Genomic DNA, 24,091 nt, shown 5'->3' with positions numbered 1-24,091 from the left:
GTACGGGGGGGAGAGATCAGGCCGCGGAGGCGTACGCCGGAAGGCGGCGGCGGGCGAGGGCCCAGTAGACGAGCCCGGAGACCACCGAGCCGAACAGGGTCAGGTCGGCTCCGCCGAGCGGGGCCACGAGCGGTCCCGTCCACAGCTCGGAGTCGCAGGTCAGGGCGGCGAAGACCAGACCGGCGAGGAGGGCGGTCATCCCGGCGGGGTGGTAGCCGGAGCGGTACCAGTAGGCGCCCCGGCGCCCGGCGTGCAGGGCTTCGGCGTCGTAGTGGCAGCGGCGCATCAGCATGTCGGCGAGGAAGACCCCGCCCCAGGGGGCGAACACGATGATCAGCAGGGAGAGGAAGGAGAGCAGCGAGGTGGTGAAGTCGGCGAGGAAGAGCGCGGCGAGCGAGCCGGCGGCGGTGACGGCGCCGCTGATGCCGAGGGCGCGGGCGCGGCTCCACGGGATGCCGAGGACCTGGAGGTTCAGGCCGGAGGAGTAGAGGGTGATGATCGAGTTGGTGACGGAGCCGCCGAGGACCAGGAACAGGAACAGCGGCCGGAACCACCCGGGCAGCAGGCCCTCGGCTCCGGCGACGGCGTCCGTCATGTCGGTCTGGGTCGCGGCGGCCACCCCGGCGACGCCGAGGGCCACGGAGGAGACGATGCCGCCGAGGGCCCCGGTCCAGGTGATCGACTTCAGCGAGGTGGTGCGGGGCAGGTAGCGGGTGTAGTCGGCGGGCATCGGCAGGTACGAGAACGGCCCGGCGAGCATCACCACGAAGGCCAGGCTCCAGCCGGAGAGTCCGGGTGCGGCGGCCGGGGCGGCGGAGGTGTCGGCGCCGGGCAGGACGAAGACGAGCAGCGCGCCGAAGCCGGCGGCCAGCACGTACGCCGCCCAGCGCTCGGCGAACTGCACGGTGGCGTGGCCCCACAGGGTGACGGCGAAGGTGAGTACGAGGGTGACGGCGAGCGCGAGGGCGCGGGCCGTCTTCCCGTCGGCGAGGCCGGTCTGGGCGAGGAGCAGTTCCAGCGCCAGGGTGCCGACGACGGTGTTGACGATGGTGTAGCCGATGCTCACCACCCAGTTCAGGACCCCGGCGGGAAAGTTGCCGCGGGTCCCGAAGGCGGCGCGGGAGATGACGAGCGTGGCGGTGCCGGTGCGGATGCCGCTGAGTCCGGCGGCGCTGATCGCGAAGAAGGACAGGGCGCTGAGCACGACCACGGCGGTGGCCTGCCAGAAGGAGAGCCCGAAGGCGACGGCGAGGGCGCCGTTGATCACGTAGGTGAAGGTGAGGTTGGAGCCGAACCAGAGCCAGAAGAGGTCCTTGGCGCCGCCGTGGCGTTCGGCGTCGGGAATGGGGTCGATGCCGTGCGTCTCGACGCGGAACACCTCGTCGACGTCGGCTCTCCCCTGTGTCTCCTGCTGTGCCATGACGGACCCCTGACTCTGGCTGACGCCGGCCATGAACCTTGAATGACGTTCTAGGTTCTTGAATGGCATTCAAGATGCGGTGCGGGGTACGGCCACGTCAAGACCCTGTCCGGGATAAGGTCTGGCCAGGGAAGATCGGGAAGGGGGACCGGTGGCGGGAGCGGCGCGGCGGCGCGACGGGCGGATCGCCCAGGAGCGGATGCTGGAAGAAGCCATGGCCGCGATCGCCGAGGACGGCCTCGCGACGCTCACGATGTCCGCGCTGGCGGAGCGGCTCGGCACCAGCGGCGGCCACATCCTGTACTACTTCGGCAGCAAGGACCGGCTCCTGCTGGAGGCCCTGCGCTGGAGCGAGGAGCAGCTCGCCGGGGAGCGCCGGGCACTGCTGGGCCGGCGGGTGACAGCCTCCCGCAAGCTGGACCTCTTCCTGGAGCTCTACCTCCCCGAGGGGCCGCGCGACCCGCGCTGGACGCTCTGGATCGAGCTGTGGGCCCGTACCGCCTCCAACGAACCACTGAAGGCCGCCCAGGAGGAGATCGACGAGGGCTGGCAGCGGGACCTGGAGGCGCTCCTCGCCAAGGGGGTGGACCAGGGCCGGTTCGCGCCCCTGGACGTGCCCGCCCGCGCCTCGGAGCTGCTGGCCCTGCTGGACGGGCTGAGCACCCGGGTCGTCCTCGGCCAGCGCGGCGCGGACCGCGCCCGGGCCCTGGAGCGGGCCCGCTCGGCGGCGTCCCTGCTGGTCCCGGCCCTTCCGCGGGTCCCGGAGGCGTAGGCCCCGCCATCAGGGCCGTTCCTCCACGGCGGGCCCTGCGGGAACCCTTCTTTTTCGAACTGTTTTCCCGGTGCGTCAATTCGGCACCCAAAACCGGAAGCAACCGCACCGAAAAAGCCCTCCAAGGACAGGGCGAGGGCCGTTCAGCGCCGTTCACATCCTTTCGATCACCGGCTTGACCTGCGCATATGCCAGAGGACCAAAGGCCTTCGCGCGCTCGCGAAATCGTTCACGAGAATTTCCCGGGGATGCGGCCTACCGCACTCCCCGGCCGAAGAGCACAATCACCCTGACTGCTCGCGTCGAACGTGAGGGAGGGAACGCGTGCGCAAAGAAGTGCGCACCGCGGACGGACGCACTCTGGTGGCCGAACGCTGGGGCGATCCGGACGGCAAGCCCGTCCTCCTGCTGCACGGCATGCCCGGCAGCCGCCTGGGCCCGGCGCCCCGGGGCATGGTGCTCTACCAGCGGCGGGTGCAGCTCATCGCGTACGACCGGCCCGGCTACGGAGCCTCCGACCGCCACCCCGGCCGCACCGTCGCCGACGTGGCCCACGACGTGGCCGCCGTCGCCGACTCCTTCGGCCTGGACGCCTTCGCCGTGGCCGGCCGGTCCGGCGGCGGCCCCGGCGCCCTGGCCTGCGCCGCCCTGCTGCCCGACCGGGTGACCCGGACCGCCGCCCTGGTCCCCCTCGCCCCCCGGGACGCCGAGGACCTGGACTGGTTCGCCGGGATGGCCGCCTCGAACGTGCGGGAGTACACCACCGCCACCGACGACCCCGAGGAGCTCGCCGCCCGGCTGATCCCCCGCGCCGCCGGGATCCGCCGGGACCCGGGGCGGCTCCTGGAGGAGCTGCGCCGGGAGCTGACCCTCAACGACCGCATGATCGTCTCCGATGCGGGCCTGCGGTCGATGCTGCTGCGCAACTACCGCGAGGGGGTCCGGACTTCGGCCTGGGGCTGGATCGACGACATCCTGGCCTTCAGCCGCCCCTGGGGTTTCGACCCCGCCGACATCCGCTCCCCGGTCCTGATCTGGCACGGGGAGCTGGACGTGTTCTCCCCGGTCGGCCACTCCCGCTGGCTGGGCCGCCGCATCCCCGGCGCCACCACCACCATCGACCCGGACGCCGCCCACTTCGCGGCCTTCCGCGCCCTGCCCGACGTCCTCAACTGGCTGCTGCGCGAACTCCCGGCCCCGGCCCTGGGCGAGGAACAGCCCGCCTAGGCGGTCCCGGTCCCCGGCCGGTGCGCGGGGAGGGGGACCCCGGCCCGGCGTTCAAGATCATCGGGTGCAGAATGACCCGTATGTCGATAACGAACACGCCCGAAACGGCAGCGATCGAAGACGCCCCCCTCGTCAGCCGCATCCTGACCCGCGCCTTCGACGACGACCCGATGATGCGCTGGTTCTTCCCCGACGACGCCTCCCGCGAGGAGTCGCTGGGCCGTTACTTCACCACGCTCTTCACCCGGCAGTACGTCCACCACGGCGTGTGCGAGCGCACCGGGTCGGCCGCCTCCTTCTGGGTGGCCCCGGAGGCGGGGGACAAGGCCGTCCCCGACGCCGGGACCATCGACGAGCTGCGCACCATCCTCGGCGACCGGGCCGGCCTGTTCGGGGAAGCCGTCGGAGCGGCCTCCGCGCACACCCCGCGGGAACCGCACTGGTACCTCGCGCTCATCGGCGCCGACCCGGCCGCCCAGGGCCAGGGCCACGGCGCGGCCCTGCTGCGCTCGGGGCTGGCCAAGGCCGACGCGGCGGGCCTGCCCGCCTACCTGGAGTCCTCCAAGCCGTCCAACCTCCCCCTCTACGAGCACTTCGGCTTCCGGGTGCGCGCGGAGGTGCCGCTGCCGGGCGGCGGGCCCGTGCTGTGGGGAATGTGGCGCGAGCCGCGCCGGCCGGCCGACGCCTAGTCGCGTGACCCGTTACGTCCGGCTCCGTGCGGCGGGAACCGCCGGGCCGGGCGTGACGCGGGGCAGCAGCCGCTCCACCGGCGTGTCCAGGTGCAGTTGCAGCAGGCGGTGCGGGAAGAAGAACCCGCTGTCCGTACGGAAGAGCAGCACCCGCTCCTCCGCGGTGTGCAGGAACCGCCGGTACCGGTAAGGGGTGTGCCCCCGGTACGCCAGGACCGCCCGGATCGTCCAGTGCCGCAGGACCGCCAGGCCCCCGAACCGGAAGCCCCGCACCACGGCGAACAGGAGACCCAGCAGGGCGGCCACGAAGCCGGCCCGCCGCAGGTCGTGACCGGGCACCGCCAGGCCGATCAGCGCGATCAGGCCGAGTGCCCCCACGGCCAGCCCGGCGAACCCGTGGACCAGGGAGAAGCGCACCGTGCGGCGCACCCCCTCGTTGGGGCGCGGCCGGCGGTCCTGGAGCGAGGGCTCGAACTGGTTGCCGACGATGTAGACGAGGCCCAGCAGCGCGGCCGCGGCCGGGCCGATCCACGAGGGCTCCGGGCAGAGCAGGTGGACGACGTAACCGAGGAGGAACTCGATGGCGAGCCACATGAACAGCGACAACGCACCGCGCACGATGTGGAACTTGGTCTTCGAATAGATCATCCGATCACCCCGCCGCCAGGTCCACCGCATCTGCTCCACCGGATCGAAGACATCGGTGAAGGAGGCCTCCATCTGGGTCGCGGCGACCCACATGTAGGCGAGGGCCACCACCACGGCTCCCGGTGCCATCAGGTCGACGTGCGCCACGTAGACCAGCCAGTACACCATGACGACCATCAGGGGCCCGGTGGCCGCGACGGGGCCCGCGATGGCCCCCCGCTTCCGGTCGCCGCCGTCCTCGCCGGCCTCCGCGAACCGCTTCTCCGACTTGTACGCCGTCACGGCGCAGGTGACCGCCATGGTGGCGGCGAGGGCCGCCGCGCCGGAGACACTGGTGTGCACCACCCCGGCGCGCACCGCCGCCGCCACCCACAGGACGGGCAGCCCGAGCGCGCAGACCGACATGACCAGGTTCGGGACGATCCGCGGGAGCATCTGCTCCGTGCGCGACAGCCAGCCGAGGTCGAGGCGGTCCAGGTAGAGCACGTGCTCACCGCGCTCGGTCAGGGTCCGGGCCAGCCAGGTCAGCCAGGTCAGGGTCCGCTCGGGGGCCCCGTCCGGCCGCGGGCGCTCGCGCCGCAGGCACTCCCCCACGTAGGCGTCGAAGATCCGGCCGCGCCGTTCGGCGAGGCTGCCGGGCCGGCGCAGGTCGGTGGCGGGCCTGTTGCGGTACGTGACGCGGATGAAGCCGAGCATCATCGGCGACTGGAGCAGCGGCCAGAGGTCCGCGTCCTCCTCCAGCGCGGCGTGCACGTCCGCGAGGGCCTCCCGGTCGGCGGCGAGGAAGTCCTGGACGTCCTGCCGGCCCGGGGGCTGGATCTCGACGTAGTGCCGGGAGCGGAGGGCGAAGGCGAGACGGCGCAGGTCGGCCTCGTCCGTCCGGCAGCCGACGGCCATCCCCGGGCAGACGCGGCGCAGGCGCCGCAGTTCCGCGACGCACTTGGACCGGTCCCCCTCCGGCACCTCGTCCAGGCCGTCCAGCACCGGGAGCAGCCGGTGTTCGCTCAGCCAGGTCCGCACCAGCAGGCGGGACACGTCGCCGTACTGACGGACGATCGCCTCGGCCAGCCACTCCTCCAGGGGTTCGCCCCGGTAGGTGTCCAGGCGCAGGTAGACCGGGACCCGCAGGGGCTCTCCGTCCGCGCCGCCCTCCAGCTCCTCGACGGCCAGGCGGTGTGCGAGCCGGGCGAGTTGGGTGGTCTTGCCCATGCCCGGCTTGCCCAGCACGACCAGGTCGTCGGTTTCCTCGTAGAGCGCGCGGATGCTCGTCACGCGGGTCGGCACCGGTACGGGTTCGCTCCTGCGGGCCCTCCTGTCGCGGCGGCCGCGCCCGGCGTACTCCTCCCGGCGCGCGGTCAGGACCGCGAACCGCGGCTGGAGGTAGTGGTGGGCCTCGGCCCGCGCGAGTTCGTCGGCGGTCCTGTCCCTGACCTGCTTGACCAGCTTGCGGCGCAGGCGTCCCGCCTGTCTGTCCCGGCGGGTCCGCGCCGGCCAGGTGAACGCCATGACCACCCAGGCGACGGCGTTCCGCAGCAGCCTGCGGACGGGGTAGCGGCGGACGTCCGGGGCGGGACCGGGAGCGGACGGCGGGGCGGCCTCGGCGGGCCCCGCGGTCCCGTCCGCGTCGGCGTCCCCGACCCCGGGCAGCGGCGGAAGGGGCTCGTCCTCCTCGACGGCCGATCCGGCGCCCGCCTCCACGGCCGACTCCCGCTCGGCGACGGCCCGGTGCCACCGCGGCTCCCACTCGGCGGGGTCCCCGCTCAGCGCCGTCACCATGGACAGGAACAGGGACAGCGAGGGGGGCCTCTTGCCCGAGAAGGACTCCGAGACATAGGACCGGCTGCAGTGGGCGGCCTCGGCCAGTGCGGTGACGGTGGGGCGTTCGGCCGGGTCCAGCCCTTCGTAGAGCTCGTCGTGGACCCGGCGCATGAGCGTCACCCAGGGCCGTATCTCCGGTGGGGCCGCCGCCGGATCGGGGCGCTGGGGCCCCCGTGGCCGAAAGCCGGCAGATGCTGCCATCAGCTCTCCTCGTTCACGAGCCGTTCATTGGCGTTCACTCGTTCACAGGTGCCGGACGTCCCTGGTCAGCGGGGGTGCGGCGGGCATAGAACGGTGGTCGGTGGGACGCGTCGGCCGGAGCCTGCGCGGCCTGTTCCGGGGCGCCAAGTCCGCCCCGGAGCACTCATATTGGCCATCGGAACGTCGCTTGTACGGCCAACCGTCAGGTCCGGAGGATTTCTTGACGGATCCGTCGGACCCCGGCGCGCCCCGCCACCATCCGTCGTCCGTTCGTTCGAGGAGCACGCACATGACCGTCACACGCCTTCTCGCCCCCCTCGGCGGCCTGTTGGCGGCCGGCCCGGTGGCACTGGACGGGGCCCCCTGGTGGGCGGCCGCGGCGACGGCGTTCGCCGGCCTGCTGGTCCTGCGGGCCGAGGCCCTCGTCAACGCCCGCAACGAGGCCCGCCGGGGCCTCCACGAACACCGGCTCCTGGGCGAGGTGTCCCGCCGGCAGGCGCTGGCGTACCTGCGGGAGGTCAGGCGGGACCGGTCCGACCCGGCCGCCGGTACGGGCACGGCTACGGCCGCCGGTACGGGTACGGGTGCGGGTGCGGAATCCGGTACGGGTGCGGGCGCCGGTGCGGCCTAGCCGGGCCCCGTCGGGGCGCGGCGGGGGCGCTGGGGGCGGGCGCGGCGCCGTCCCCGGACCGCCCTCAGGCGTCGCCCGCCTCCCGTGCGGCCGCGGCCAGCAGGGCGAGGACCCCGGCGAGGCGTTCCCGGGCCGCCGGGTCCGTCAGGAGGCCGTCGGCGGCGGGCTCCCCACCGCCGACGGGGACGCGGACGCAGGCCTCGTCCACGACGGCGGCGCCGGTGTAGCCGAGCACCGTCCGGAGGGTGGCCGCCGCTCCCTCGCCCCGGCCGGGCGCCGCCGCGTTCACCCAGGCGACGGGCTTGTCGCAGATCTCGGTGCCGCCGACCGTCCAGTCCAGCAGGTTCTTGAAGGAGCCGGGCAGGGTGCCCGCGTACTCCGGGGCGCAGATCAGCAGCGCCGCCGCCCCGGCGATCGCGGCGCGCAGTGCGGCCACCGGGGCGGGCAGCGGGTCGTGGTCGTCGTCGGGGTTGAAGTGCGGGAGCCCGCCGAGGCCTTCGTAGAGGACCGCCTCCATCGGCTCCGGGGCCAGCGCGGCCACCTCGCGGGCGGTGCGCAGCACACGGTCGTTGGAGGACCCGGCGCGCAGACTTCCGGACAGCAGCAGGATCACGGGGGGTGTGGGCATCCGCCCAACCTACCGACCTGCGGTGACGCGGACCCCGGGCGCCCCCGGCGGCCCCCGGACGCCCCCGCCCGAAAATTGGATCTTGCATTCCGGCGAACGGCCGAATGCGCCCTCTTGAGAATTGCGCCACGCTTTCTATAGAACGCTTGACCAGGCGTCATGTCTCGGTTGCCAATGGGGTGTGGGCGAGTAAAGTCCACGCTTGACAGCAGTGACGCACTGGTGTCATTTCCCCCCATTTCAGATGGCCTCCCCGAGGACGGTGTCGTGAACACTTCCGCAACCCCCCCGACCAGCACGGACAAGGACCGCCGGGTCCCGCTCACGCGGATCGACGCGCGCAGCGCTTCCGCCGCCGCGGCGGTCGGCCGGGTCCTCCCCTCGGAATCCGGCCGTCACGTTCAGACACCGATCTTCAACTCTGCGCTCTGACGGAGAAGTCCGCGCTCTAGACTGGTGGAATGACCGGCCTGATCGCATTCCGCGAGATCGTCCTGAAGGTTCACAGCAGATGCGATCTCGCTTGTGATCATTGCTATGTCTACGAACACGCAGATCAGAGCTGGCGAGCCCGGCCGAAAGTGATCTCCCCCGGGGTCGTTTCCCAGACCGCGTCGCGGCTCGCCGAACATGCCCGTGACCATGAACTCCCCTCCGTCACGGTGATCCTCCACGGAGGGGAACCCCTGTTGGCGGGTCCCGGCCGACTACGGCTCGTGTGCGAGGAGTTCACCCGTGCGCTCGCCGGTACGGCCGCCCTCGATCTGCGGATCCACACCAACGGCCTCCAGCTGAGCCCCCGGTACCTGGACCTCTTCGCCGAGTACGGCGTCCGGGTGGGCATCTCCCTCGACGGGGACCGCGCGGCCAACGACCGCCACCGCCGCTTCGCGGACGGCCGTACGAGCCACCCCCTGGTGCTGGCCGCGGTCGACCTGCTCCGCTCCGCGCCCTACCGCCACCTCTACCAGGGCATCCTGTGCACGGTGGACGTGGCCAACGACCCCGGCGCCGTCCTGGACGCCCTGGTCGAACTGGAGCCGCCCCGGATCGACTTCCTGCTCCCGCACGCCACCTGGCAGACCCCGCCGGTCCGGCCCGACGGCGCGCCCGACGCGTACGCGCGCTGGCTGCTGCGGGTCTTCGACCGCTGGGACCGGCTGGACCGGCCGGTGCCCGTACGGCTCTTCGAGTCCCTGCTGTCCACCCTGCGCGGCGGTCCCAGCCTGACGGAGTCCCTGGGGCTGGCCCCGACCGACCTCGTGGTCGTCGAGACCGACGGGTCCCTGGAGCAGGTCGACTCCCTCAAGACCGCCTTCGAGGGAGCCGCCGCCACCGGCTTCAACGTCTTCGACCACCCCTTCGACCTGGTCGCGGCCCATCCCGGGGTACGGGCCCGGCAACTGGGCCTGGCGGGCGTCAGCGGTACGTGCCGGCGCTGCCCCGTCGTACGTTCGTGCGGCGGCGGGCTCTACACCCACCGCTACGCGGAGCCGGGCGGCTTCGACAACCCCTCCGTGTACTGCTCCGACCTGCGCGAGCTGGTGGACGGCGTGGAGGGCCGCACCGCCGCCCGGGAGACGGCCCCGGAGCTGGCCGACGCGGGCGCGCTCGCCCGGTCGCAGGAGGAGCTGACCCGGGTCCTGCTGGCCCGGCTGCACGCCGACCTCGCGCCGGACCCCGACCGGGCGCGGGCCTGGGAGCTGCTGGCCGCGGTGGAGGCGGCCGGGCGGCCGGGCGCGGACGCGCTGGACGCCGTACTGGACCACCCGTTCACCCGGACCTGGGTGCTGGAGGCCCTGGAGGCCCTCCGGGAGGGGCGGGCGGACGGGCCCGGCGCGGCCCGCCGGCTGGCCGCGCTGGCCGCCGCGGCGGTGCTGCGGGGCGGGCTGGAGCTGCCGGCGGAGGTGACCTACCGGGACGGCGAGGTGTACCTGCCGACGCTGGGCCTGCTGCGGCTCGGGGAGCCCGGCACGGACGGGCGGGCCTCACTGCACCACACCGGCGAGGGGTACGCCGTACGGGACGGGCGCACCGAGCACCGCTTCGGCCCGGAGGCGGGGGACGCGCGCTGGCTGCCCGTACGGACCTGGTCGCCGGGGCCCGGGGCCGACCCGGTGGCCCTGGAGGACCTGGACCCGTACCGCAACTGCTTCGCCCGGCCGCCGCGGCTGCGGCTCGGCGCCGGCGAGGCGCGGGAGTGGGGCGGCCGGCTCGACGCGGCCTGGGCGCTCCTGCACCGCACCGTCCCCGTGTTCGCCCGCGCGGCGGCGGTGGGGCTGAGCACCCTGACCCCGCTGGCGGGCGGCCCGCGGGCCGGTGGCTGGGGCGAGGCCGGTCGGCACGGGCCGGGCGCGCTCGGGGTGCCGTACGGCGCCGGGGTGCGGGAGACCGCGATGGCCCTGCTGACCGGGCGGCGACGGGCCCGGTTGCGGGCGCTGACGGAGGTGGCCGACCTGTACGCGCTGGACGGGGCCTGGCAGCACCCGTCGCCGTGGCGGACCCGCCCGGTCCCCGTGTCGCGGCTGCTGGCCGACGTGCACGAGCGGGTCGCGGTGGAGGCGTACCGGCGGGCCACCACCACGCACGAGCCCGACGGGGCGGACCGCATCCACCGGGCCCTCGACCGGCTGTCGGGGGCGGCCGAGCTGACGGTGACCGGCAAGCGGCTCGTGGAGGAGCTGCGCTGGGAGCTGAAGGCGGTGGACGCGTGACGGCCCCCGGCCCCGGCCCCCGCCGGACCGACGGACCGCCCGGCCGGACCGACGGACCGCCCCGCCGGACCGACGGACCGCCCCGCCGGACCGACGGACCGCCCGGCCCGACCCACGGCCCGTCCGGCCGGAGCGGACCGCCCGGACCGCCCCCGTCCGGACCGCCCCCGCCCGAGCGGTCGTTACCGGCGGCCCCGCCCGTGGGGGCCCTCGCACTGGCCGTGCAGCTCCGCCTCCTCGGGGTGCGCCCCCGTCAGCGGCTGCTGGTGCACGCCGCCCTGCGCGGGACCGGTCTGCGCGCCGAGGCCCTGCGGGACGCCCTGCGGGGGGTGCTCGGCCCCGGCGGCACCCTGGTGGTCCCCGCCTTCACCGCCTCGAACTCCCTCACCTCCACCTCCCACCTGGCCCGGATCGCGGGCCTGGGCGAGCGGGAGGTGAAGGAGTTCCGCTCCCGCATGCCCGCCTTCGATCCGGAGCGCACGCCCAGCGAGGGCGTGGGCGTCCTGGCCGAGACGGTCCGCACCACCCCGGGGGCCGCCCGCAGCGCCCATCCGCAGACCTCCTTCGCGGCGCTCGGGGCCGACGCGCACCGGCTCTGTGCGGAACACCGGCTGGAAAGCCATCTGGGCGAGGACTCCCCCCTGGGAAAGCTGTGCTGGGAGGGAGGGCAGGTACTCATGATCAATGTGGGATTTTCCGCCTGTACCGCTTTCCATCTCGCGGAGTATCGAATTCCGAAGCCCCCCTTGCGCATGTACGACTGTGTGGTGAAGGTGAACCTGCCGGGGGGTCCGCACGGGGGAGGACGTGAGGGGGCGTGGACCTCGTACGAGGACGTCAGGCTGGACGACGGTGATTTCGCGGAGATCGGCGGGGCATTCCCCGATTCCCGGGTGCGCCGCGGCCGGGTGGGAGGGGCACCCGCCGCGCTCTTCTCGATTCCGGAGGCCGTCGATCACGCCCTGGACTGGATGACCGAAAACAGACGCTGATTGACTGAACGATGAGGGGATGTGGCGAAGCAGCTCCGGAATGATGTTTCTTCGCTCGCATCTTCGGGACGGGGGTCGTGTGCCCGCATCAGTGCAGCCGTACTTTTTTCTCAGTTATGCGCATACACCGAGGTTCGGGCCGGGAGGACCCGATCCCGACATGTGGGTGGAGCGCCTGTTCCGTGACCTCTGCAACCACATCATGGCGCTGACCGATCTGCCCGCGGGATCCGAGGCCGGCTTCATGGACCGGGAGATACGCAGCGGCGAGGGCTGGTCGGAGCGGCTCGGGGCGGCACTCGCCACCTGCCGGGTCTTCGTTCCCCTGTTCTCGCCGCGGTACTTCGCCAGTGAGATGTGCGGGAAGGAGTGGTTCGCCTTCGCGCAGCGCGCCATCCAGCACGGCGCGCTCAGCAACCAGCGGGCCGAGGCCATCGTCCCCGCCCTGTGGGTTCCCGTCCCCCCCTCACAGCTCCCGGGCCCGGCCGAACGGCTGCAGTTCAACCACAACACCTTCGGCGAACGCTACGTCACCGACGGGCTGTACGGGCTGATCAAACTCCGCGGGTACGCCGAGCAGTACGAGCAGGCCGTCTACGAGCTGGCCCGGCGGATCGTGCGGGTCGCCGAGACCGTCCGCCTCGACCCCGTCCGCCCGCTCGACTACCGGCTGGTGCCCAGCGCCTTCGGACCCGCCGGGGGGCGGCACGCCGCCGGCCCGGGCGGCGGCCCCGCCCGCACCCTGCACGTGACCGTCGCCGCCGCCTCCCGGCACGACCTGCCGGCGGGGCGCAGCCCCGAGTACTACGGGGAGAGCGCCCTGGAGTGGAACCCGTACCACCCGGTGGCCCGGATGCCGATCGCGTACGTGGCCGAGGACCTCGTCAAGAACCTCAACTACCAGACCACGATGTCCTCCTTCGACGACGAGGCCGGACACTTCGACAGCAAGCAGCCGCCCACCCGGCCGGAGATCCTGATCGTCGACCGCTGGGCGGTGGAGGACGAGCACCGGCGCCAGCGGCTCGCCGCCTTCGACCAGGAGCACCGGCCGTGGATCAACGTGGTCGTGCCGTGGAACCGGTACGACCACCAGAGCCGCGCGAAGGAGACCGAGCTGGCACGGCGGCTGGAGGAGACCCTGCCCGTCAAGATGGGCCAGGGCCGGGCCGCCTGCCGGGCCGCCGCGAACGGCGTGGCCAACATGGAGACCCTCGGGCAGATCCTGCCGCAGGTGGTCGAAGCCGCCGCCCAGCAGTTCCTCAGACACGCCCAGGTGTACCTGCCGGCCGGGAACACCCACACCGAACGCCCCCGCCTGCTGGGGCCGATGGGCATGGGCGGACCGCCCGTACCGCCTCCGGCGCCCTTCCCGCCCACCGTGCAACGCGGGCCCGACGGGGCGGACGGACCCGCCGGGGCGGACGGGTCCGACGCAGACAACGACAGCACCGACACCGACCGGGGGGACGCGGATGACAGCCAGTCGTGACAGCCGAGACGGACGCATCGTCACCTTCTATTCCTACAAGGGCGGAACCGGCCGCACGATGGCTCTGGCCAACACCGCGTGGATCCTCGCCGCCAACGGCAAGCGGGTCCTCGCCGTGGACTGGGACCTGGAGGCCCCGGGCCTGCACCGGTTCTTCCACCCCTTCCTCGATCCCTCCACGCTCGGGGCCACCACCGGGGTCATCGACCTGATCAGCGAGTACGCCTGGGCGGCCACCAGCCCCGTGCAGCGCGCCGACGACTGGCACAGGGACTACGCCCGGATCCAGCCGCACGCCGTCTCCCTCACCCCCGAGAACCTGGGCTGGGAGTTCCCCGACGGCGGCACCCTGGACTTCGTCTCGGCGGGCAGGCAGAACCGCGAGTACTCGGCGACCGTCTCCACCTTCGACTGGGACAACTTCTACGACCGGCTCGGCGGCGGCCTCTTCTTCGACGCGCTGCGGGCCGACATGAAGAAGAACTACGACTACGTCCTGATCGACAGCCGCACCGGGCTGTCCGACATCGCCGACATCTGCACCGTCCACCTGCCCGACGTCCTGGTCGACTGCTTCACCCTCTCCGACCAGTCCATCGACGGCGCCGCCTCCGTCGCCCGGCAGATCGACGAGCGGTTCAACGACCGCGGCATCAAGATCTACCCGGTCCCGATGCGGATCGACGAGGGCGAGAAGGAGAAGGCCGACGCGGGCCGCGCCCTGGCCCGGATCAAGTTCGACCGCTTCCCGAACGGCCTGGTCGGGGACGAACTCACCTCCTACTGGGGCGCGGTGGAGATCCCCTACCGGCCCTACTACGCCTACGAGGAGACCCTGGCCACCTTCGGCGACGAGGCCGGGCTCACCAACTCCCTGCTCTCCGCCTTCGAACGGCTCACCACGGTGGTCACCGGGGGCGAGGTCACCTCCATGCCGGCCATCGGCGAGGAGGTCCGGCTGCGGATCCGGGACGCCTTCACCCGCCGCCGCCCGGCACTGCCCGCCGACCTGTTCCTCTCCTACGTCGCCGAGAACCGAATGTGGGCCGACTGGATCGAGTCGGTCCTGACCCGGGCCGGCTTCCGGGTCGTCCCCCGGGACGTGTCCGCCGAGCGGGTGCCCGACGCGGCCGCCGCGGGTGCGCCCGGCGACACCCTGGGCGCGGGCATCAGCGTCGACACCGCGGCCCGGACCGTGGTGCTGCTCTCCAGCGCCTACCTGAAGTCGGCGCGGGCCGTGGACGTGTGGAACCGGGCCGCCGCCGAGGACCCGACCGGGGGCCGCCGCCAGCTGGTGCCGCTGCGGGTGGGCGACGTACGCCTGGCGACGCCCTACATCGACCGCAATCCGGTGGACCTCTTCCGCCTCGACGAGGTGCACGCGACCACCGCCCTGCTGCGGGCCGTGGAACGCCCCATGGCGCTGCCGGAGAGCGTCGCGAGCGCCTCCCAGCCCGGCCCCCGCTTCCCGGGGACGGTCCCGAAGATCTGGAACGCCCCGCCCCGCAACCCCGGCTTCACCGGGCGCAGCATCGTCCTGGAGCGGATGCGCGACCAGCTCGGCGGCGGCATGGCCGTGGTGCTGCCGCAGCCGCAGACCCTGTACGGGCTCGGCGGCGTCGGCAAGACGCAGGTGGCGCTGGAGTACGTGCACCGGTTCATGGCCGACTACGACCTGGTCTGGTGGATATCCTCCGAGCAGACCGACGACGTGGTGGCGGCCCTCGCGGAGCTGGCCGTACGCCTGGGCGCGCAGACCGGCGAGGACATGTCGGCCGCCTCCCAGGAGGCGATCGACCTGCTGCGGCGCGGGGTGCCGTCCTCGCGGTGGCTGCTGGTCTTCGACAACGCCGACGATCCCGAGACGCTCAAGCGGTTCTTCCCGCCGGGCGGCCCCGGGCACGTGCTGGTCACCTCGCGCAACCAGTCCTGGTCGCAGTACGGGGACGCGCTGCCGGTGGACGTGTTCCTGCGCGAGGAGTCCATCGAGCACCTCCAGCGCCGGGCGCCGGGGCTGACCAAGGACGACGCCGAGCAGGTGGCCGTCGCGGTGGGCGACCTGCCCCTGGCCGTCGAGCAGGCGGGCGCGTGGATCGCGGAGACGGCGACGCCGGTGTCCGAGTACCTGGAGCAGCTGGCGCAGCAGGCCGCGCGGGTGCTGGGCCTGAACCAGCCGCCCGGGTACCCGGAGCCGGTGGCGGCCACCTGGAACGTGTCGATCGAGCGGCTGCAGTCCCGCTCCCCCGCCGCCGTGCGGCTGCTGCAGCTGTGCGCCTTCTTCGCGCCGGAGCCGATCTCGGCGAACCTCCTGTACAGCAAGGAGATGATCGACGCGCTCAAGCCGTACGACTCCTCGCTCCAGGAGAAGCTGGTGCTGGGCCGGGTGATCCGGGAGATCGGCCGGTTCGCGATGGCCAAGGTCGACCAGGTCAGCAACAGCATCCAGGTGCACCGGCTGGTGCAGGCGGTGATCCGGGCGCAGCTGTCGGAGGAGGAGCAGCGCGAGGCCCGGCACGCGGTGCACCGGATCCTGGCGGGTGCGCGGCCCGATGACGACGAGCCGATAGACAACCCGGCTACCTGGCCGCGGTTCAACACGATCTGGCCGCACCTGAGCCCGTCCGAGGCGCGGTTCTGCAAGGAGCCGGAGACCCGGCGGCTGCTGATCGACCGGGTGCGCTACCTGTGGAAGCGCGGTGACTTCAAGGCCGCGTACGCGCTGGGCGAGGAACTGCGCGAGTCGTGGCGGGAGATGCTCGGCAGCGACGACCTCCAGTACCTGTACCTGCGTTTCCACCTCTCCAACATCCTGCGGTCGCAGGGCCGGTTCGTGGAGGCGAAGGAGCTGGACGAGGTCACGCTGGAGCGGCAGCGCACCGCGCTGGGTCCCTCGCACCCGCACACGTACATGACCACGAGCGGCCTGGCGATGGACCTGGGCGCGCTGGGCCGGTACGGGGAGGCGATGGAGCTGGCGACGGCGGCGCACGAGGGCTTCGGGCAGATCTTCCACGAGGCGCACCCGCGCACCCTGGCCGCCGCGAACAACCTGGCGCTGAACCTGCGGATGGTGGGGCAGTACGCGCGGGCCAGGGAGATCGACCAGGAGGTCTTCGACCGGCGCACCGAGGTGCTGGGCCCGGACCACCCGTACACCCTGTCCTCGGCGCAGAACCTGGCCCGGGACCTGCGCGAGGTGGGCCGCTACGACGATTCGGTGCAGCTGCTGAGCCGGACGTACGACATCTACAAGCGGACGCTGGGGCGGGCGTTCCCCGGCACGCTGTCGGCGGCGAAGAACCTGGCGGTGTCGCTGCGGCGGGCGGGCGAGCTGGAGGACGCGCTGCGGCTGACGACGGCCACGCGCAACCGGTACCGGGCCAAGTACACCTCGGTCAATCCGGACCTGCTGGCCTGTGAGCTGAACCTGGCCTCGGACCTGTTCGCGACGGGCGACCCGGGCGCGGCGCGGGACCTGGCGCAGGAGGTGGTGGACGAGTACATGAAGGTGCCGGGCGAGAAGCACCCGTACACCCTGGCCGCGCTCAACAACCTGGCGGTCTTCCACTGGGGCACGGGGGCGGCGGAGACGGCGGAGCCGATGCTGCGCCAGACGATCCGCAGCATGCGCGAGGTGCTGGGCGACAACCACCCGCACACGGTGTTCGCGCACCTGAACCTGGCGAACGCGCGGGCCGACCTGGGTGACCCGGAGGGTGCGCTGGAGCTGGAGCGGATCGCGGTGATGCGGCTGCGCGAGGCCCTGGGGGCACACCACCCGGAGACCCTGGCGAGCGCGTCGAACATGGCGGTCAGCCTGGACATGATGGGCCGCAAGGAGGAGGCGGCCCGGGTGCGGGCGGAGGCGGTGGCGGAGCTGACGCGCCTCCTCGGGGAGGACCACGGTCTGACCCGGTACGCCCGGGACGAGCGGCGGGTCCACCGGGACCTGGAGCCGCTCGCGGTGTGATCCGACGGAGGGCGGCGGGGGCCCCGCGGACGCGGGGTCCCGGCCGCCCGCCACCCGACATCAGGGGGGCGCTGTGACCGACAGCATGACCTTTCGCAACGAGGACCTGCCGGCCCTCTTCCACCACACCGACCAGGCGGCGGTCTCGCGGCAGCGGGAGTCCACCCAGGCGACCCGCGCGCAACTGCTGCTGCTGGTCGCGGCCGCCGGTGCCGCCGCCCTGCCGTCCGGTCCCGCCGTGGGCTCGCTGCACGTGTTCGGGGCGCTCAGCGCGCTGGCGTACGCGGGGGTGCTGGCCGTGGGCGTACGGGCGACCCGGCGGCGGGCCCGTCCGCAGTGGCAGCTCAACCGCAGCGCGGCGGAGTTCATCAAGTCCCTGGCGTGGCGCTACGCCGTGCACGGGGCGCCCTTCGGCAGCGAGGTGGCCGGGGCGGAGGGGGCGTACCGGGCGCGGCTGGAGAAGGGGCTGGACGAGCTCCGCAAGATGGGCTGGGAGGATCCGCGGACGGCGGGCCTGGTGCCGGAGGGCGGGGAGGTCACCGGGGCGATGAACCGGCTGCGCGGGATGGAGTACGCGGTGCGCCGGGAGACGTACGTGCGGGACCGGCTGATCGAGCAGCGCAACTGGTACCGGCGCAAGACGGAGGGGTCGCGGCGGGCGACGGCGCTGTGGTCGTGGACGATCGTGCTGCTGACCTGTCTGGCCCTGCTGTTCGCGCTGGCCGGGGCGTTCGGTCCGGGCTCGGGTCCGGTGCCGGCGGGGCTGCTGAGCGCGGCCGCGGCGGCGGCGATCGCCTGGAACGAGGTGCGGCGCCACCATCCGCTGATCGAGGCGCACACGCTGATCGAGCAGGACCTGGCGGCGATGATGGTCGTGATGCAGACGACGATCACGGAGTCGCAGTGGCCGTCGTCGGTGTACGAGACGGAGCGGTACGTCTCTCCGCAGCACACGGACTGGCTGGCCCGGCACAGCAGTTGAGGGGCGGGCGGGGCGTGGCTCAGTCCCGGGTCACGCCCGCGCGCCAGATGACGGTGACGGGTTTTCCGAGGGCCCGGGCGTAGGAGACGATCTCGGCCGTGCCGCCGTGCCCGCGTGCGGGGAGGCCGTCCCAGACGGCGACGAGCCGGTCGCAGGCGTCGGCGATGTAGGTGCCCGCCGCGTAGTAGGCCTCGTCGGTGGAGCGGGCGAAGGCCATGCGGACCTCCTGGGTGGCGCGGTGCTTGAGCCTGCGGTAGCCGGCGAGGGCGTCCGGGTCCTCGAAGGTGTCCTCGTAGTCCCCGCTGGGGATCACGACGGTGAGGTCGGCTCCGCATTCGAGGGCGATGTCGGCGAAGAGCTGGTCGGCGCCGTCGGCGAGGCTGGAGAGGGCCTCCAGCGGGCCCTGGTGGCCGCCGAGCACGGTGCGCAGGGCATCGCGGACGTGGCCCAGCAGCTCGTCGGGGATCGACCGGTGTCCGGTCACGCCGATGCGCTTCATGAGGGAACCTGCATGCGGAGACCTGCCTCCCCGTGGACCGGATGCCCTGGACATCCTCCCAGAAGGAGGGAGGACGTCCAGGGGGCCGACCGGGGCGCGTGGGCCGGCCGGACCGCGTGGACCGGGGGGGATCCCGCGGGTCAGTAGACGCTGACGCCGTAGGCGTTCAGCGCTTCGACGACGGGCTGGAAGAAGGTGGTTCCGCCCGAGGAGCAGTTGCCGCTGCCGCCGGAGGTGAGGCCGACCGCCCGGCTGCCGGAGTAGAGCGGGCCGCCGCTGTCGCCGGGTTCGGCGCACACGTTGGTCCTGATCATTCCGTAGACGACGTCGCCTCCGCCGTAGTTGACGGTGGCGTTGAGGCCGGTCACGGTGCCGCCGTGGACGCCGGTGGTGGAGCCGCGGCGGGTGACGGACATGCCGTTGGTGGCGTCGACGGCGCTGGTGATGTCCTGGCTGCCTACGGTGCCGGGCGGGACCGGGGAGTTGCTGGCGTACTTGATGAGGCCGTAGTCATTGGTGGGGAAGCTGGAGCCGACGGTGGATCCGATGGTGGTGGTGTGGGAGGAACTGGTCCACCAGGTGCCCGCGCCGTCGGTGCAGTGTCCGGCGGTGAGGACGTAGTAGTTGCTGCCGCTGCGGACGTTGAAGCCGAGCGAACAGCGCCAGCTCGTCGCGTAGATGGCGTCGCCGCCGGAGATCAGCTTGCGCAGCTTGCCGGGGGTGCGTTCGATGCGCAGGGCGCCGGCGTCGGGGCCGGCCTCGTGGCGGATTCTGGCCAGATCGGCCTTGGTGACCGTGGAATCGACCGTGACCACGAGGGTTCCGGTGGCGGGGTCGGTGTGCCAGGCGGTGCCCGCGACGTCGGCGCGCAGGACCGAGGCCCCGGCGGCGTCGAGGCGGGCCGCGCTGAAGCCCTCGTCGGCGGGGTGCGCGCCGGCGACGGCGGGCGTGGCGAGTCCGGCGACGGCGGCCAGGCCGGCGGCGACGGCGAGCAGGCGGATGCGGCTCATCTTCTTGTTCCTCACTTCACGTCCTCCCGGAAGGGGGTCGGGGGCCCGGCAGAGGTGGGGGGCGCCGGAGCCCGTGAGCGGCGGTGGGGTGGGGGCGGACGTACGGGTGGCCCCGCACGTTTTCGCCGTGCCCCTGACAAGTCCGCCGGATGACGCTGACGGGAGTGTCCTGGCGTCAGTCACCGGCGGCAAGGGCTCCTTTCAGCCTCCGCTCCCCCGCGGCGACCTCGAAGGGCAGCGTGTTCCCGGGTGGCGGGAAGGGGCAGACGAAGTGGTCGGCGAAGGCGCAGGGCGGGAGCAGGGCCCGGTTGAGGTCCACGGTGACGGCGCCGTCCGGCCCCGGGATCCCGGGCCGCAGGAATCGGAAGCGGTAGCTGGAGCGGCCCGACGTGGCGTCGGCGAAGACGGCCCACAGACTGCCGTCCCCCTCGTCGACGGCGACCTGGAGGGCGTGCTCCCGTCCTCCGTGGGAGAAGAGCAGCTCGCCCCCGAGGCCGAGCCCGCGGGAGCGCCCGTCGGCGTTCTCCACCTGGACGGTGTGCCGCTCGGGGTACGGGCGGAAGCGGCCCGGCAGGGCGTACGCCGGGTCGTACGCGGTGGCCTCGATGCCCCGGAAGGCGCTGCGGGCCGGGAAGTCGGGGTCGAAGACGCGGACCGCCCACTCCCCCTCGCGCAGGATCACCGCGAACCGGCGCCGCCCGGAGGCGAGCCGGGCCCGCGCCGGCGGCCCCTCGTCGGCGCCGAGGGCGGCCTCCCCGGCGAAGGGGCGGCCGTCGAGTTCGAGGCCGTCCTCGGGGGCGGCGCTCAGCGCGACCCCGGACCCGGTGGCGCGCCACTGCCCCGGAACGGCCGGAATTCGACCTTCCGGGTAGTTGCCGAGCCAGCGGGTACCGGTCAGCGCGAGGGGTCCGTAAGGGGCGGAGACGGTGGCCACGCGATGCTCGTGCCACTCCCGCCAGGCGTTGGTTTCCCGTTCGTCATCCATGCCGGACAAACCTTCCACGCGGGCCCGTGCGGGAATCCCCCGGTACCCCGTCCGGGCCTGTGGGCCGTACCGCGCGCGGACCCTGACGCGGGATCAGCTGCAGCCGCAGTCGCACCCGTCGCAGCCGCAGCCGTCGCAGCAGCCGCCGTCCTCGCAGCAGCTGCAGCAGTCACAGCAGCTGCCGCAGCCGTCGCATCCGCTGCAGTCCGGGCACGCGTCGCACCAGGGGTCCCGCTTGCGCCGGGACCAGGGGCCGTCGTGCTCCGTACAGCACAGCTGGCAGGTGCAGAAGAGCCCGATGGACACGGCGCAGCCGGCCAGCAGCCCGCGGCGCGGCTTCTGCGGGGGCGGCGGAGGACCGCCGAACCCGCCACCACCACCGCCACCGCCCCAGCCGGGGCCGCCGGGGCCCATCGGCGGGGCTCCGGGGCCACCGGGGGCGTAGGGGTTCGCGTTGCCGTTCCCGTACGGGCCGCCGCCGTAGGGTGCCCCGTACGCCTGCCCGGCGTACGGGCCGTAGCCCTGCGGCGGAGCGCCGTGGCCCTGCCCGACGGAGTCGGTGGCGACGTGGCCGCAGCTGCCGGTGCCGAAGGCCCGGTCCACCGAGGTGCGCAGCTCGTGCACCAGCAGCCGGTGGGCCAGCCCCGCGTCGGCGAACTCCGTCTCGCGCAGCGCCAGCCGGATCCCGTGCAGGGCGTCGTCGCACAGGCGGCGGGCCTCGGCGAGGGTGGTTCCGGTGGCGGTGAGCGGGTTCCAGGCGCCCGAGGCGGCGTCGGCGGCCTGGTCCTCGACGGCGTCCAGCAGGTGTGCGAGCCGACCGAAGTACCGGCCCGCCTCGGCCAGGGGCACGGCGTTGCCCGGCCGTCCCGCGAGGACCGCGGTATGGGCGAAGGCGGCGGCGGTGGCGGTCTCGGTGGGCTCGGTGACCACGAGGACGGACGTGCCCGGCCCGGCCAGGGTCTCGATGCCGCCCTGCCGGTCCACGGCGTCGACGAGCACGGCGGTGTCGAAGCCGAGCGAGGCCCCGGTGCGGGCGCCCGCCCGGTCCCAGCCGCGGGCCACCGTGCGCGCCGCGGCGGCTATCGGCGCCCGCGCCAACAGCCCGTCCCGGTCGGCCACGTGGTCCCGCACCTTCGCGGAGGCCAGCACGAGGGACACGGCGGCGGCCAGCCGCGCGCCCTCGCCGTTGGCCACCGGGGCGGTGCGCATGCCGCGCAGCGGGCAGGGGCCGGCGGTGCGGCGGGCGCCGGGCAGCGGTCCGGACTGAGCCTCCGTCAGAACGGAGACCAGCAGGCCGTCGTAGTTCGTGACGATCCTGGCGAACTGCCCGTGGTCACCGCGAAGTGCCAGGCAGAGACCGCACAGATGAGCCATCCACTCCGATTTGAACCGCTCACCGAGCCGGTGTGTGCAAGGTCTGACAATGCCGAACAAATTCGGTTCCCCCGTGTGTCATACGCGTGTTTCGGGGGCATCGTATCGAGCCTGGTCGTTCACTCGTCCGTCCCAGTGGCTCACCCGGTCGGCGCCAGTGGTCGTATTTTCACTCAGTCAGCAGCGGTAGCCACCGGGAACCTTGACCGTGCAACGGATGTTCTGCACCAGTCGCGTCACGAAACCCCTGCGCGGCGGCTATCCACTTGGCGCGTTGTCAGCATCATGGACGACCATAGGGGCAGCGGAGAAGAAGACAGACTGGCCACGGTGAAAGGAGGCGTCCATGGGTTCGGTACGCAAGGCGAGTGCCTGGTTGGGTCTCGTGGAGGACAGCGACGACGAGCGGTACTACGACGACGACTACGCGGAGGCGGTGGAGCGCCAGCAGGGTTCCGTCTCGGGACCCGGCGACCAGTGGGTCACCGACCCGCGGGTGAAGGTGGCCTCGGACTCCGCGGTCGAGCAGGGCCGGCGCATCGCGACCGTCACCCCCGACGGCTTCCGTGACGCGCGCGGCATCGGCGAGCTGTTCCGCGAGGGCGTCCCGGTGATCGTGAACCTCTCCTCGATGGACCCGGGCGACGCCAAGCGCGTGGTCGACTTCGCGGCCGGCCTGACCTTCGGGCTGCGCGGTTCGATCGAGCGGGTGGCGACCAGGGTCTTCCTCCTGACCCCGGCCGACACCCAGATCGTCAGCGGTGAGGCGGGCGGGCGGACCCGCGACTTCTTCAACCAGAGCTGAGCCCGGGGGCTCCTCCCGGCGCCGGCTGGGGGCCCCTCACCGGAAGGCGTCGAGCCCGGTGAGCGCCTTGCCCAGGACGAGCTGGTGCATCTCGACGGTGCCCTCGTAGGTGAGGACCGATTCGAGGTTGGTGGCGTGTCGCATGACGGGGTACTCCAGGGAGATCCCGTTGGCCCCGAGGATCGTCCGCGCGGTACGGCAGATGTCGATGGCCTCGCGGACGTTGTTGAGCTTGCCGAAACTGATCTGCTCCGCCCGCAGGGTGCCCGCGTCCATCCGCCGGCCCAGGTGGTGGGCGAGCAGGATGCCCTTGTGGAGTTCGAGCGCCATGTCGGCGAGTTTGGCCTGGGTGAGCTGGAAGCCGCCGATCGGCTTGCCGAACTGCTCCCGCGTCCTCGCGTAGTCGAGCGCCGTCTCGAAGGCGGAGCGCGCCGCGCCCATGGAGCCCCAGACGATCCCGTACCGCGCGTGGCTGAGGCAGCCCAGCGGTCCCTTGAGCCCGGTGACTCCCGGCAGCACCGCGTCCGCCGGCAGCCGCACGTCGTCCATGACCAGCTCGCTCGTCACCGAGGCGCGCAGCGACCACTTGTGCTTGATCTCCGGCGCCGAGAAGCCCGCCGCGTCGGTGGGGACGGCGAAGCCGCGGATCCCCTCGTCCGTCTGCGCCCAGACCACCGCGACGGCGGCCACCGAGCCGTTGGTGATCCACATCTTGCGCCCGTTGAGCACCCAGTCGCCGCCGTCGCGCTTCGCGTACGTGCGCATCGCGGCCGGATCGGAGCCCACGTCGGGCTCGGTCAGGCCGAAGCAGCCGATCAGCTCGCCGGCCGCCATGCCGGGCAGCCAGCGCTCCTTCTGCTCCTCGGAGCCGTACTTCCAGATCGCGTACATGGCCAGCGAGCCCTGTACGGAGACCAGCGAGCGGATCCCCGAGTCGGCGGCCTCCAGCTCCAGGCAGGCCAGTCCGTACTGGACGGCGCTCGCGCCCGCACAGCCGTAGCCGGTCAGGGACATGCCGAGCGCGCCGATGGAGCCGAGTTCGCGGGCCAGCTCGCGGATGCCGGGGAGCTCCCCGTCCTCGTACCACTGGGCGATGTGCGGCAGGACCCGGTCGGCGGCCCAGGTGCGGACCGTGTCGCGGACGGCGAGGTCCTCGGGGCTGAGCAGCTCGTCCAGCCCGAGCGGGTCGGTGGGGACGAAGGGGGTCTTCGACGCGGACAAGAGGGGCCTCCCG

General features: G+C 73.1%; 19 protein-coding genes. 11 read left to right on the top strand and 8 right to left on the bottom strand.

Going from position 1 to position 24,091, the window contains the following annotated elements; all coding sequences use genetic code 11:
- Positions 1–16: 16 nt before the first annotated feature.
- Entirely contained in the window at positions 17–1,420 is a 1,404-nt protein-coding gene (locus ACZ5D2_RS02915; protein ID WP_371679240.1) for a purine-cytosine permease family protein, read from the bottom strand.
- A 151-nt stretch (positions 1,421–1,571) separates the two neighbouring features.
- Here ACZ5D2_RS02915 and ACZ5D2_RS02910 point away from each other — a divergent pair, with 151 nt between their 5' ends.
- The 3 genes from ACZ5D2_RS02910 (at position 1,572) to ACZ5D2_RS02900 (ending at position 4,108) form a co-directional block, all read left to right on the top strand.
- Positions 1,572–2,192: a TetR/AcrR family transcriptional regulator gene (locus ACZ5D2_RS02910; protein WP_371679238.1), complete on the top strand. Its 621-nt coding sequence runs from the start codon at positions 1,572–1,574 to the stop codon at positions 2,190–2,192.
- 324 nt (positions 2,193–2,516) lie between these two features.
- Positions 2,517–3,419, top strand: coding sequence for an alpha/beta fold hydrolase (locus ACZ5D2_RS02905; protein WP_371679237.1), 903 nt, complete (start codon positions 2,517–2,519; stop codon positions 3,417–3,419).
- Positions 3,420–3,490: 71 nt separating this feature from the next.
- Complete coding sequence (locus ACZ5D2_RS02900; protein WP_371679236.1) at positions 3,491–4,108, top strand: GNAT family N-acetyltransferase; 618 nt, start codon at positions 3,491–3,493, stop codon at positions 4,106–4,108.
- A gap of 12 nt (positions 4,109–4,120) precedes the next feature.
- On the opposite strand, the gene ACZ5D2_RS02895 is transcribed toward ACZ5D2_RS02900, so the two are convergent.
- Positions 4,121–6,685 (bottom strand): NACHT domain-containing protein, encoded by a 2,565-nt coding sequence (locus ACZ5D2_RS02895; protein ID WP_371681324.1) that lies wholly within the window; start codon positions 6,683–6,685, stop codon positions 4,121–4,123.
- Between the two features lie 379 nt (positions 6,686–7,064).
- On the opposite strand from ACZ5D2_RS02895, the gene ACZ5D2_RS02890 reads away from it, so the two are divergent.
- Positions 7,065–7,406 (top strand): hypothetical protein, encoded by a 342-nt coding sequence (locus tag ACZ5D2_RS02890; protein WP_468926772.1) that lies wholly within the window; start codon positions 7,065–7,067, stop codon positions 7,404–7,406.
- Between the two features lie 64 nt (positions 7,407–7,470).
- Here ACZ5D2_RS02890 and ACZ5D2_RS02885 read toward each other — a convergent pair whose 3' ends face one another.
- The gene (locus ACZ5D2_RS02885; RefSeq protein ID WP_371679234.1) at positions 7,471–8,034 is read right to left on the bottom strand and encodes an NADPH-dependent FMN reductase; all 564 of its coding nucleotides are present in this window, start codon (positions 8,032–8,034) and stop codon (positions 7,471–7,473) included.
- Positions 8,035–8,301: 267 nt separating this feature from the next.
- Here ACZ5D2_RS02885 and fxsA point away from each other — a divergent pair, with 267 nt between their 5' ends.
- The 6 genes from fxsA to ACZ5D2_RS02855 all read left to right on the top strand — a co-directional run bounded on the left by fxsA (position 8,302) and on the right by ACZ5D2_RS02855 (position 18,184).
- Entirely contained in the window at positions 8,302–8,466 is a 165-nt protein-coding gene (gene fxsA / locus ACZ5D2_RS02880) for an FxSxx-COOH cyclophane-containing RiPP peptide (RefSeq protein WP_371679233.1), read from the top strand.
- A 29-nt stretch (positions 8,467–8,495) separates the two neighbouring features.
- Complete coding sequence (gene fxsBH / locus ACZ5D2_RS02875; protein ID WP_371679232.1) at positions 8,496–10,748, top strand: radical SAM/SPASM protein FxsBH, inactivated beta-hydroxylase extension form; 2,253 nt, start codon at positions 8,496–8,498, stop codon at positions 10,746–10,748.
- 200 nt (positions 10,749–10,948) lie between these two features.
- Positions 10,949–11,740: an AAC(3) family N-acetyltransferase gene (locus ACZ5D2_RS02870; protein WP_371679231.1), complete on the top strand. Its 792-nt coding sequence runs from the start codon at positions 10,949–10,951 to the stop codon at positions 11,738–11,740.
- 43 nt (positions 11,741–11,783) lie between these two features.
- A complete protein-coding gene (locus ACZ5D2_RS02865; protein WP_371681323.1) occupies positions 11,784–13,232 on the top strand; it encodes a TIR-like protein FxsC in 1,449 nt (482 codons plus the stop codon).
- On the top strand, positions 13,216–17,202 hold the full coding sequence (fxsT, locus tag ACZ5D2_RS02860; protein ID WP_371679230.1) for an FxSxx-COOH system tetratricopeptide repeat protein: 3,987 nt from the start codon (positions 13,216–13,218) through the stop codon (positions 17,200–17,202). The genes ACZ5D2_RS02865 and fxsT overlap by 17 nt, the downstream gene beginning before the upstream one ends.
- An 85-nt stretch (positions 17,203–17,287) precedes the next feature.
- A complete protein-coding gene (locus ACZ5D2_RS02855; RefSeq protein ID WP_371681322.1) occupies positions 17,288–18,184 on the top strand; it encodes a DUF4231 domain-containing protein in 897 nt (298 codons plus the stop codon).
- A 19-nt stretch (positions 18,185–18,203) separates the two neighbouring features.
- Here ACZ5D2_RS02855 and ACZ5D2_RS02850 read toward each other — a convergent pair whose 3' ends face one another.
- From ACZ5D2_RS02850 to ACZ5D2_RS02835, 4 genes are all read right to left on the bottom strand, one after another.
- A complete protein-coding gene (locus ACZ5D2_RS02850; protein WP_371679229.1) occupies positions 18,204–18,683 on the bottom strand; it encodes a hypothetical protein in 480 nt (159 codons plus the stop codon).
- Between the two features lie 140 nt (positions 18,684–18,823).
- Complete coding sequence (locus ACZ5D2_RS02845; protein ID WP_371679228.1) at positions 18,824–19,693, bottom strand: S1 family peptidase; 870 nt, start codon at positions 19,691–19,693, stop codon at positions 18,824–18,826.
- 175 nt (positions 19,694–19,868) lie between these two features.
- Positions 19,869–20,678: a DUF1684 domain-containing protein gene (locus ACZ5D2_RS02840; RefSeq protein ID WP_371679227.1), complete on the bottom strand. Its 810-nt coding sequence runs from the start codon at positions 20,676–20,678 to the stop codon at positions 19,869–19,871.
- Positions 20,679–20,771: 93 nt separating this feature from the next.
- Positions 20,772–22,112 (bottom strand): DUF5685 family protein, encoded by a 1,341-nt coding sequence (locus ACZ5D2_RS02835; RefSeq protein ID WP_468926763.1) that lies wholly within the window; start codon positions 22,110–22,112, stop codon positions 20,772–20,774.
- 286 nt (positions 22,113–22,398) lie between these two features.
- Here ACZ5D2_RS02835 and ACZ5D2_RS02830 point away from each other — a divergent pair, with 286 nt between their 5' ends.
- Positions 22,399–22,857, top strand: a complete 459-nt coding sequence (locus ACZ5D2_RS02830) for a cell division protein SepF (protein ID WP_280918095.1) — start codon at positions 22,399–22,401, stop codon at positions 22,855–22,857.
- Between the two features lie 36 nt (positions 22,858–22,893).
- On the opposite strand, the gene ACZ5D2_RS02825 is transcribed toward ACZ5D2_RS02830, so the two are convergent.
- Complete coding sequence (locus tag ACZ5D2_RS02825; protein ID WP_371679225.1) at positions 22,894–24,078, bottom strand: acyl-CoA dehydrogenase family protein; 1,185 nt, start codon at positions 24,076–24,078, stop codon at positions 22,894–22,896.
- Positions 24,079–24,091 lie beyond the last annotated feature (13 nt).

It is taken from the genome of Streptomyces sp. NPDC031479 (genome assembly GCF_055581065.1).
Note: the sequence above shows the minus strand (reverse complement) of the source record. Positions and strands in the feature narration are given on the sequence as shown.

What these genes read in the sequence shown, in the direction of transcription:
- ACZ5D2_RS02915 (WP_371679240.1), bottom strand. Translation starts at nt 1,420, where the DNA reads ATGGCACAGCAGGAGACACAGGGGAGAGCCGACGTCGACGAGGTGTTC.
- ACZ5D2_RS02900 (WP_371679236.1), top strand. Translation starts at nt 3,491, where the DNA reads ATGACCCGTATGTCGATAACGAACACGCCCGAAACGGCAGCGATCGAA.
- ACZ5D2_RS02895 (WP_371681324.1), bottom strand. Translation starts at nt 6,685, where the DNA reads ATGCGCCGGGTCCACGACGAGCTCTACGAAGGGCTGGACCCGGCCGAA.
- ACZ5D2_RS02890 (WP_468926772.1), top strand. Translation starts at nt 7,065, where the DNA reads ATGACCGTCACACGCCTTCTCGCCCCCCTCGGCGGCCTGTTGGCGGCC.
- ACZ5D2_RS02885 (WP_371679234.1), bottom strand. Translation starts at nt 8,034, where the DNA reads ATGCCCACACCCCCCGTGATCCTGCTGCTGTCCGGAAGTCTGCGCGCC.
- fxsBH (WP_371679232.1), top strand. Translation starts at nt 8,496, where the DNA reads ATGACCGGCCTGATCGCATTCCGCGAGATCGTCCTGAAGGTTCACAGC.
- ACZ5D2_RS02865 (WP_371681323.1), top strand. Translation starts at nt 11,784, where the DNA reads ATGTTTCTTCGCTCGCATCTTCGGGACGGGGGTCGTGTGCCCGCATCA.
- fxsT (WP_371679230.1), top strand. Translation starts at nt 13,216, where the DNA reads ATGACAGCCAGTCGTGACAGCCGAGACGGACGCATCGTCACCTTCTAT.
- ACZ5D2_RS02855 (WP_371681322.1), top strand. Translation starts at nt 17,288, where the DNA reads ATGACCTTTCGCAACGAGGACCTGCCGGCCCTCTTCCACCACACCGAC.
- ACZ5D2_RS02850 (WP_371679229.1), bottom strand. Translation starts at nt 18,683, where the DNA reads ATGAAGCGCATCGGCGTGACCGGACACCGGTCGATCCCCGACGAGCTG.
- ACZ5D2_RS02845 (WP_371679228.1), bottom strand. Translation starts at nt 19,693, where the DNA reads ATGAGCCGCATCCGCCTGCTCGCCGTCGCCGCCGGCCTGGCCGCCGTC.
- ACZ5D2_RS02840 (WP_371679227.1), bottom strand. Translation starts at nt 20,678, where the DNA reads ATGGATGACGAACGGGAAACCAACGCCTGGCGGGAGTGGCACGAGCAT.
- ACZ5D2_RS02830 (WP_280918095.1), top strand. Translation starts at nt 22,399, where the DNA reads ATGGGTTCGGTACGCAAGGCGAGTGCCTGGTTGGGTCTCGTGGAGGAC.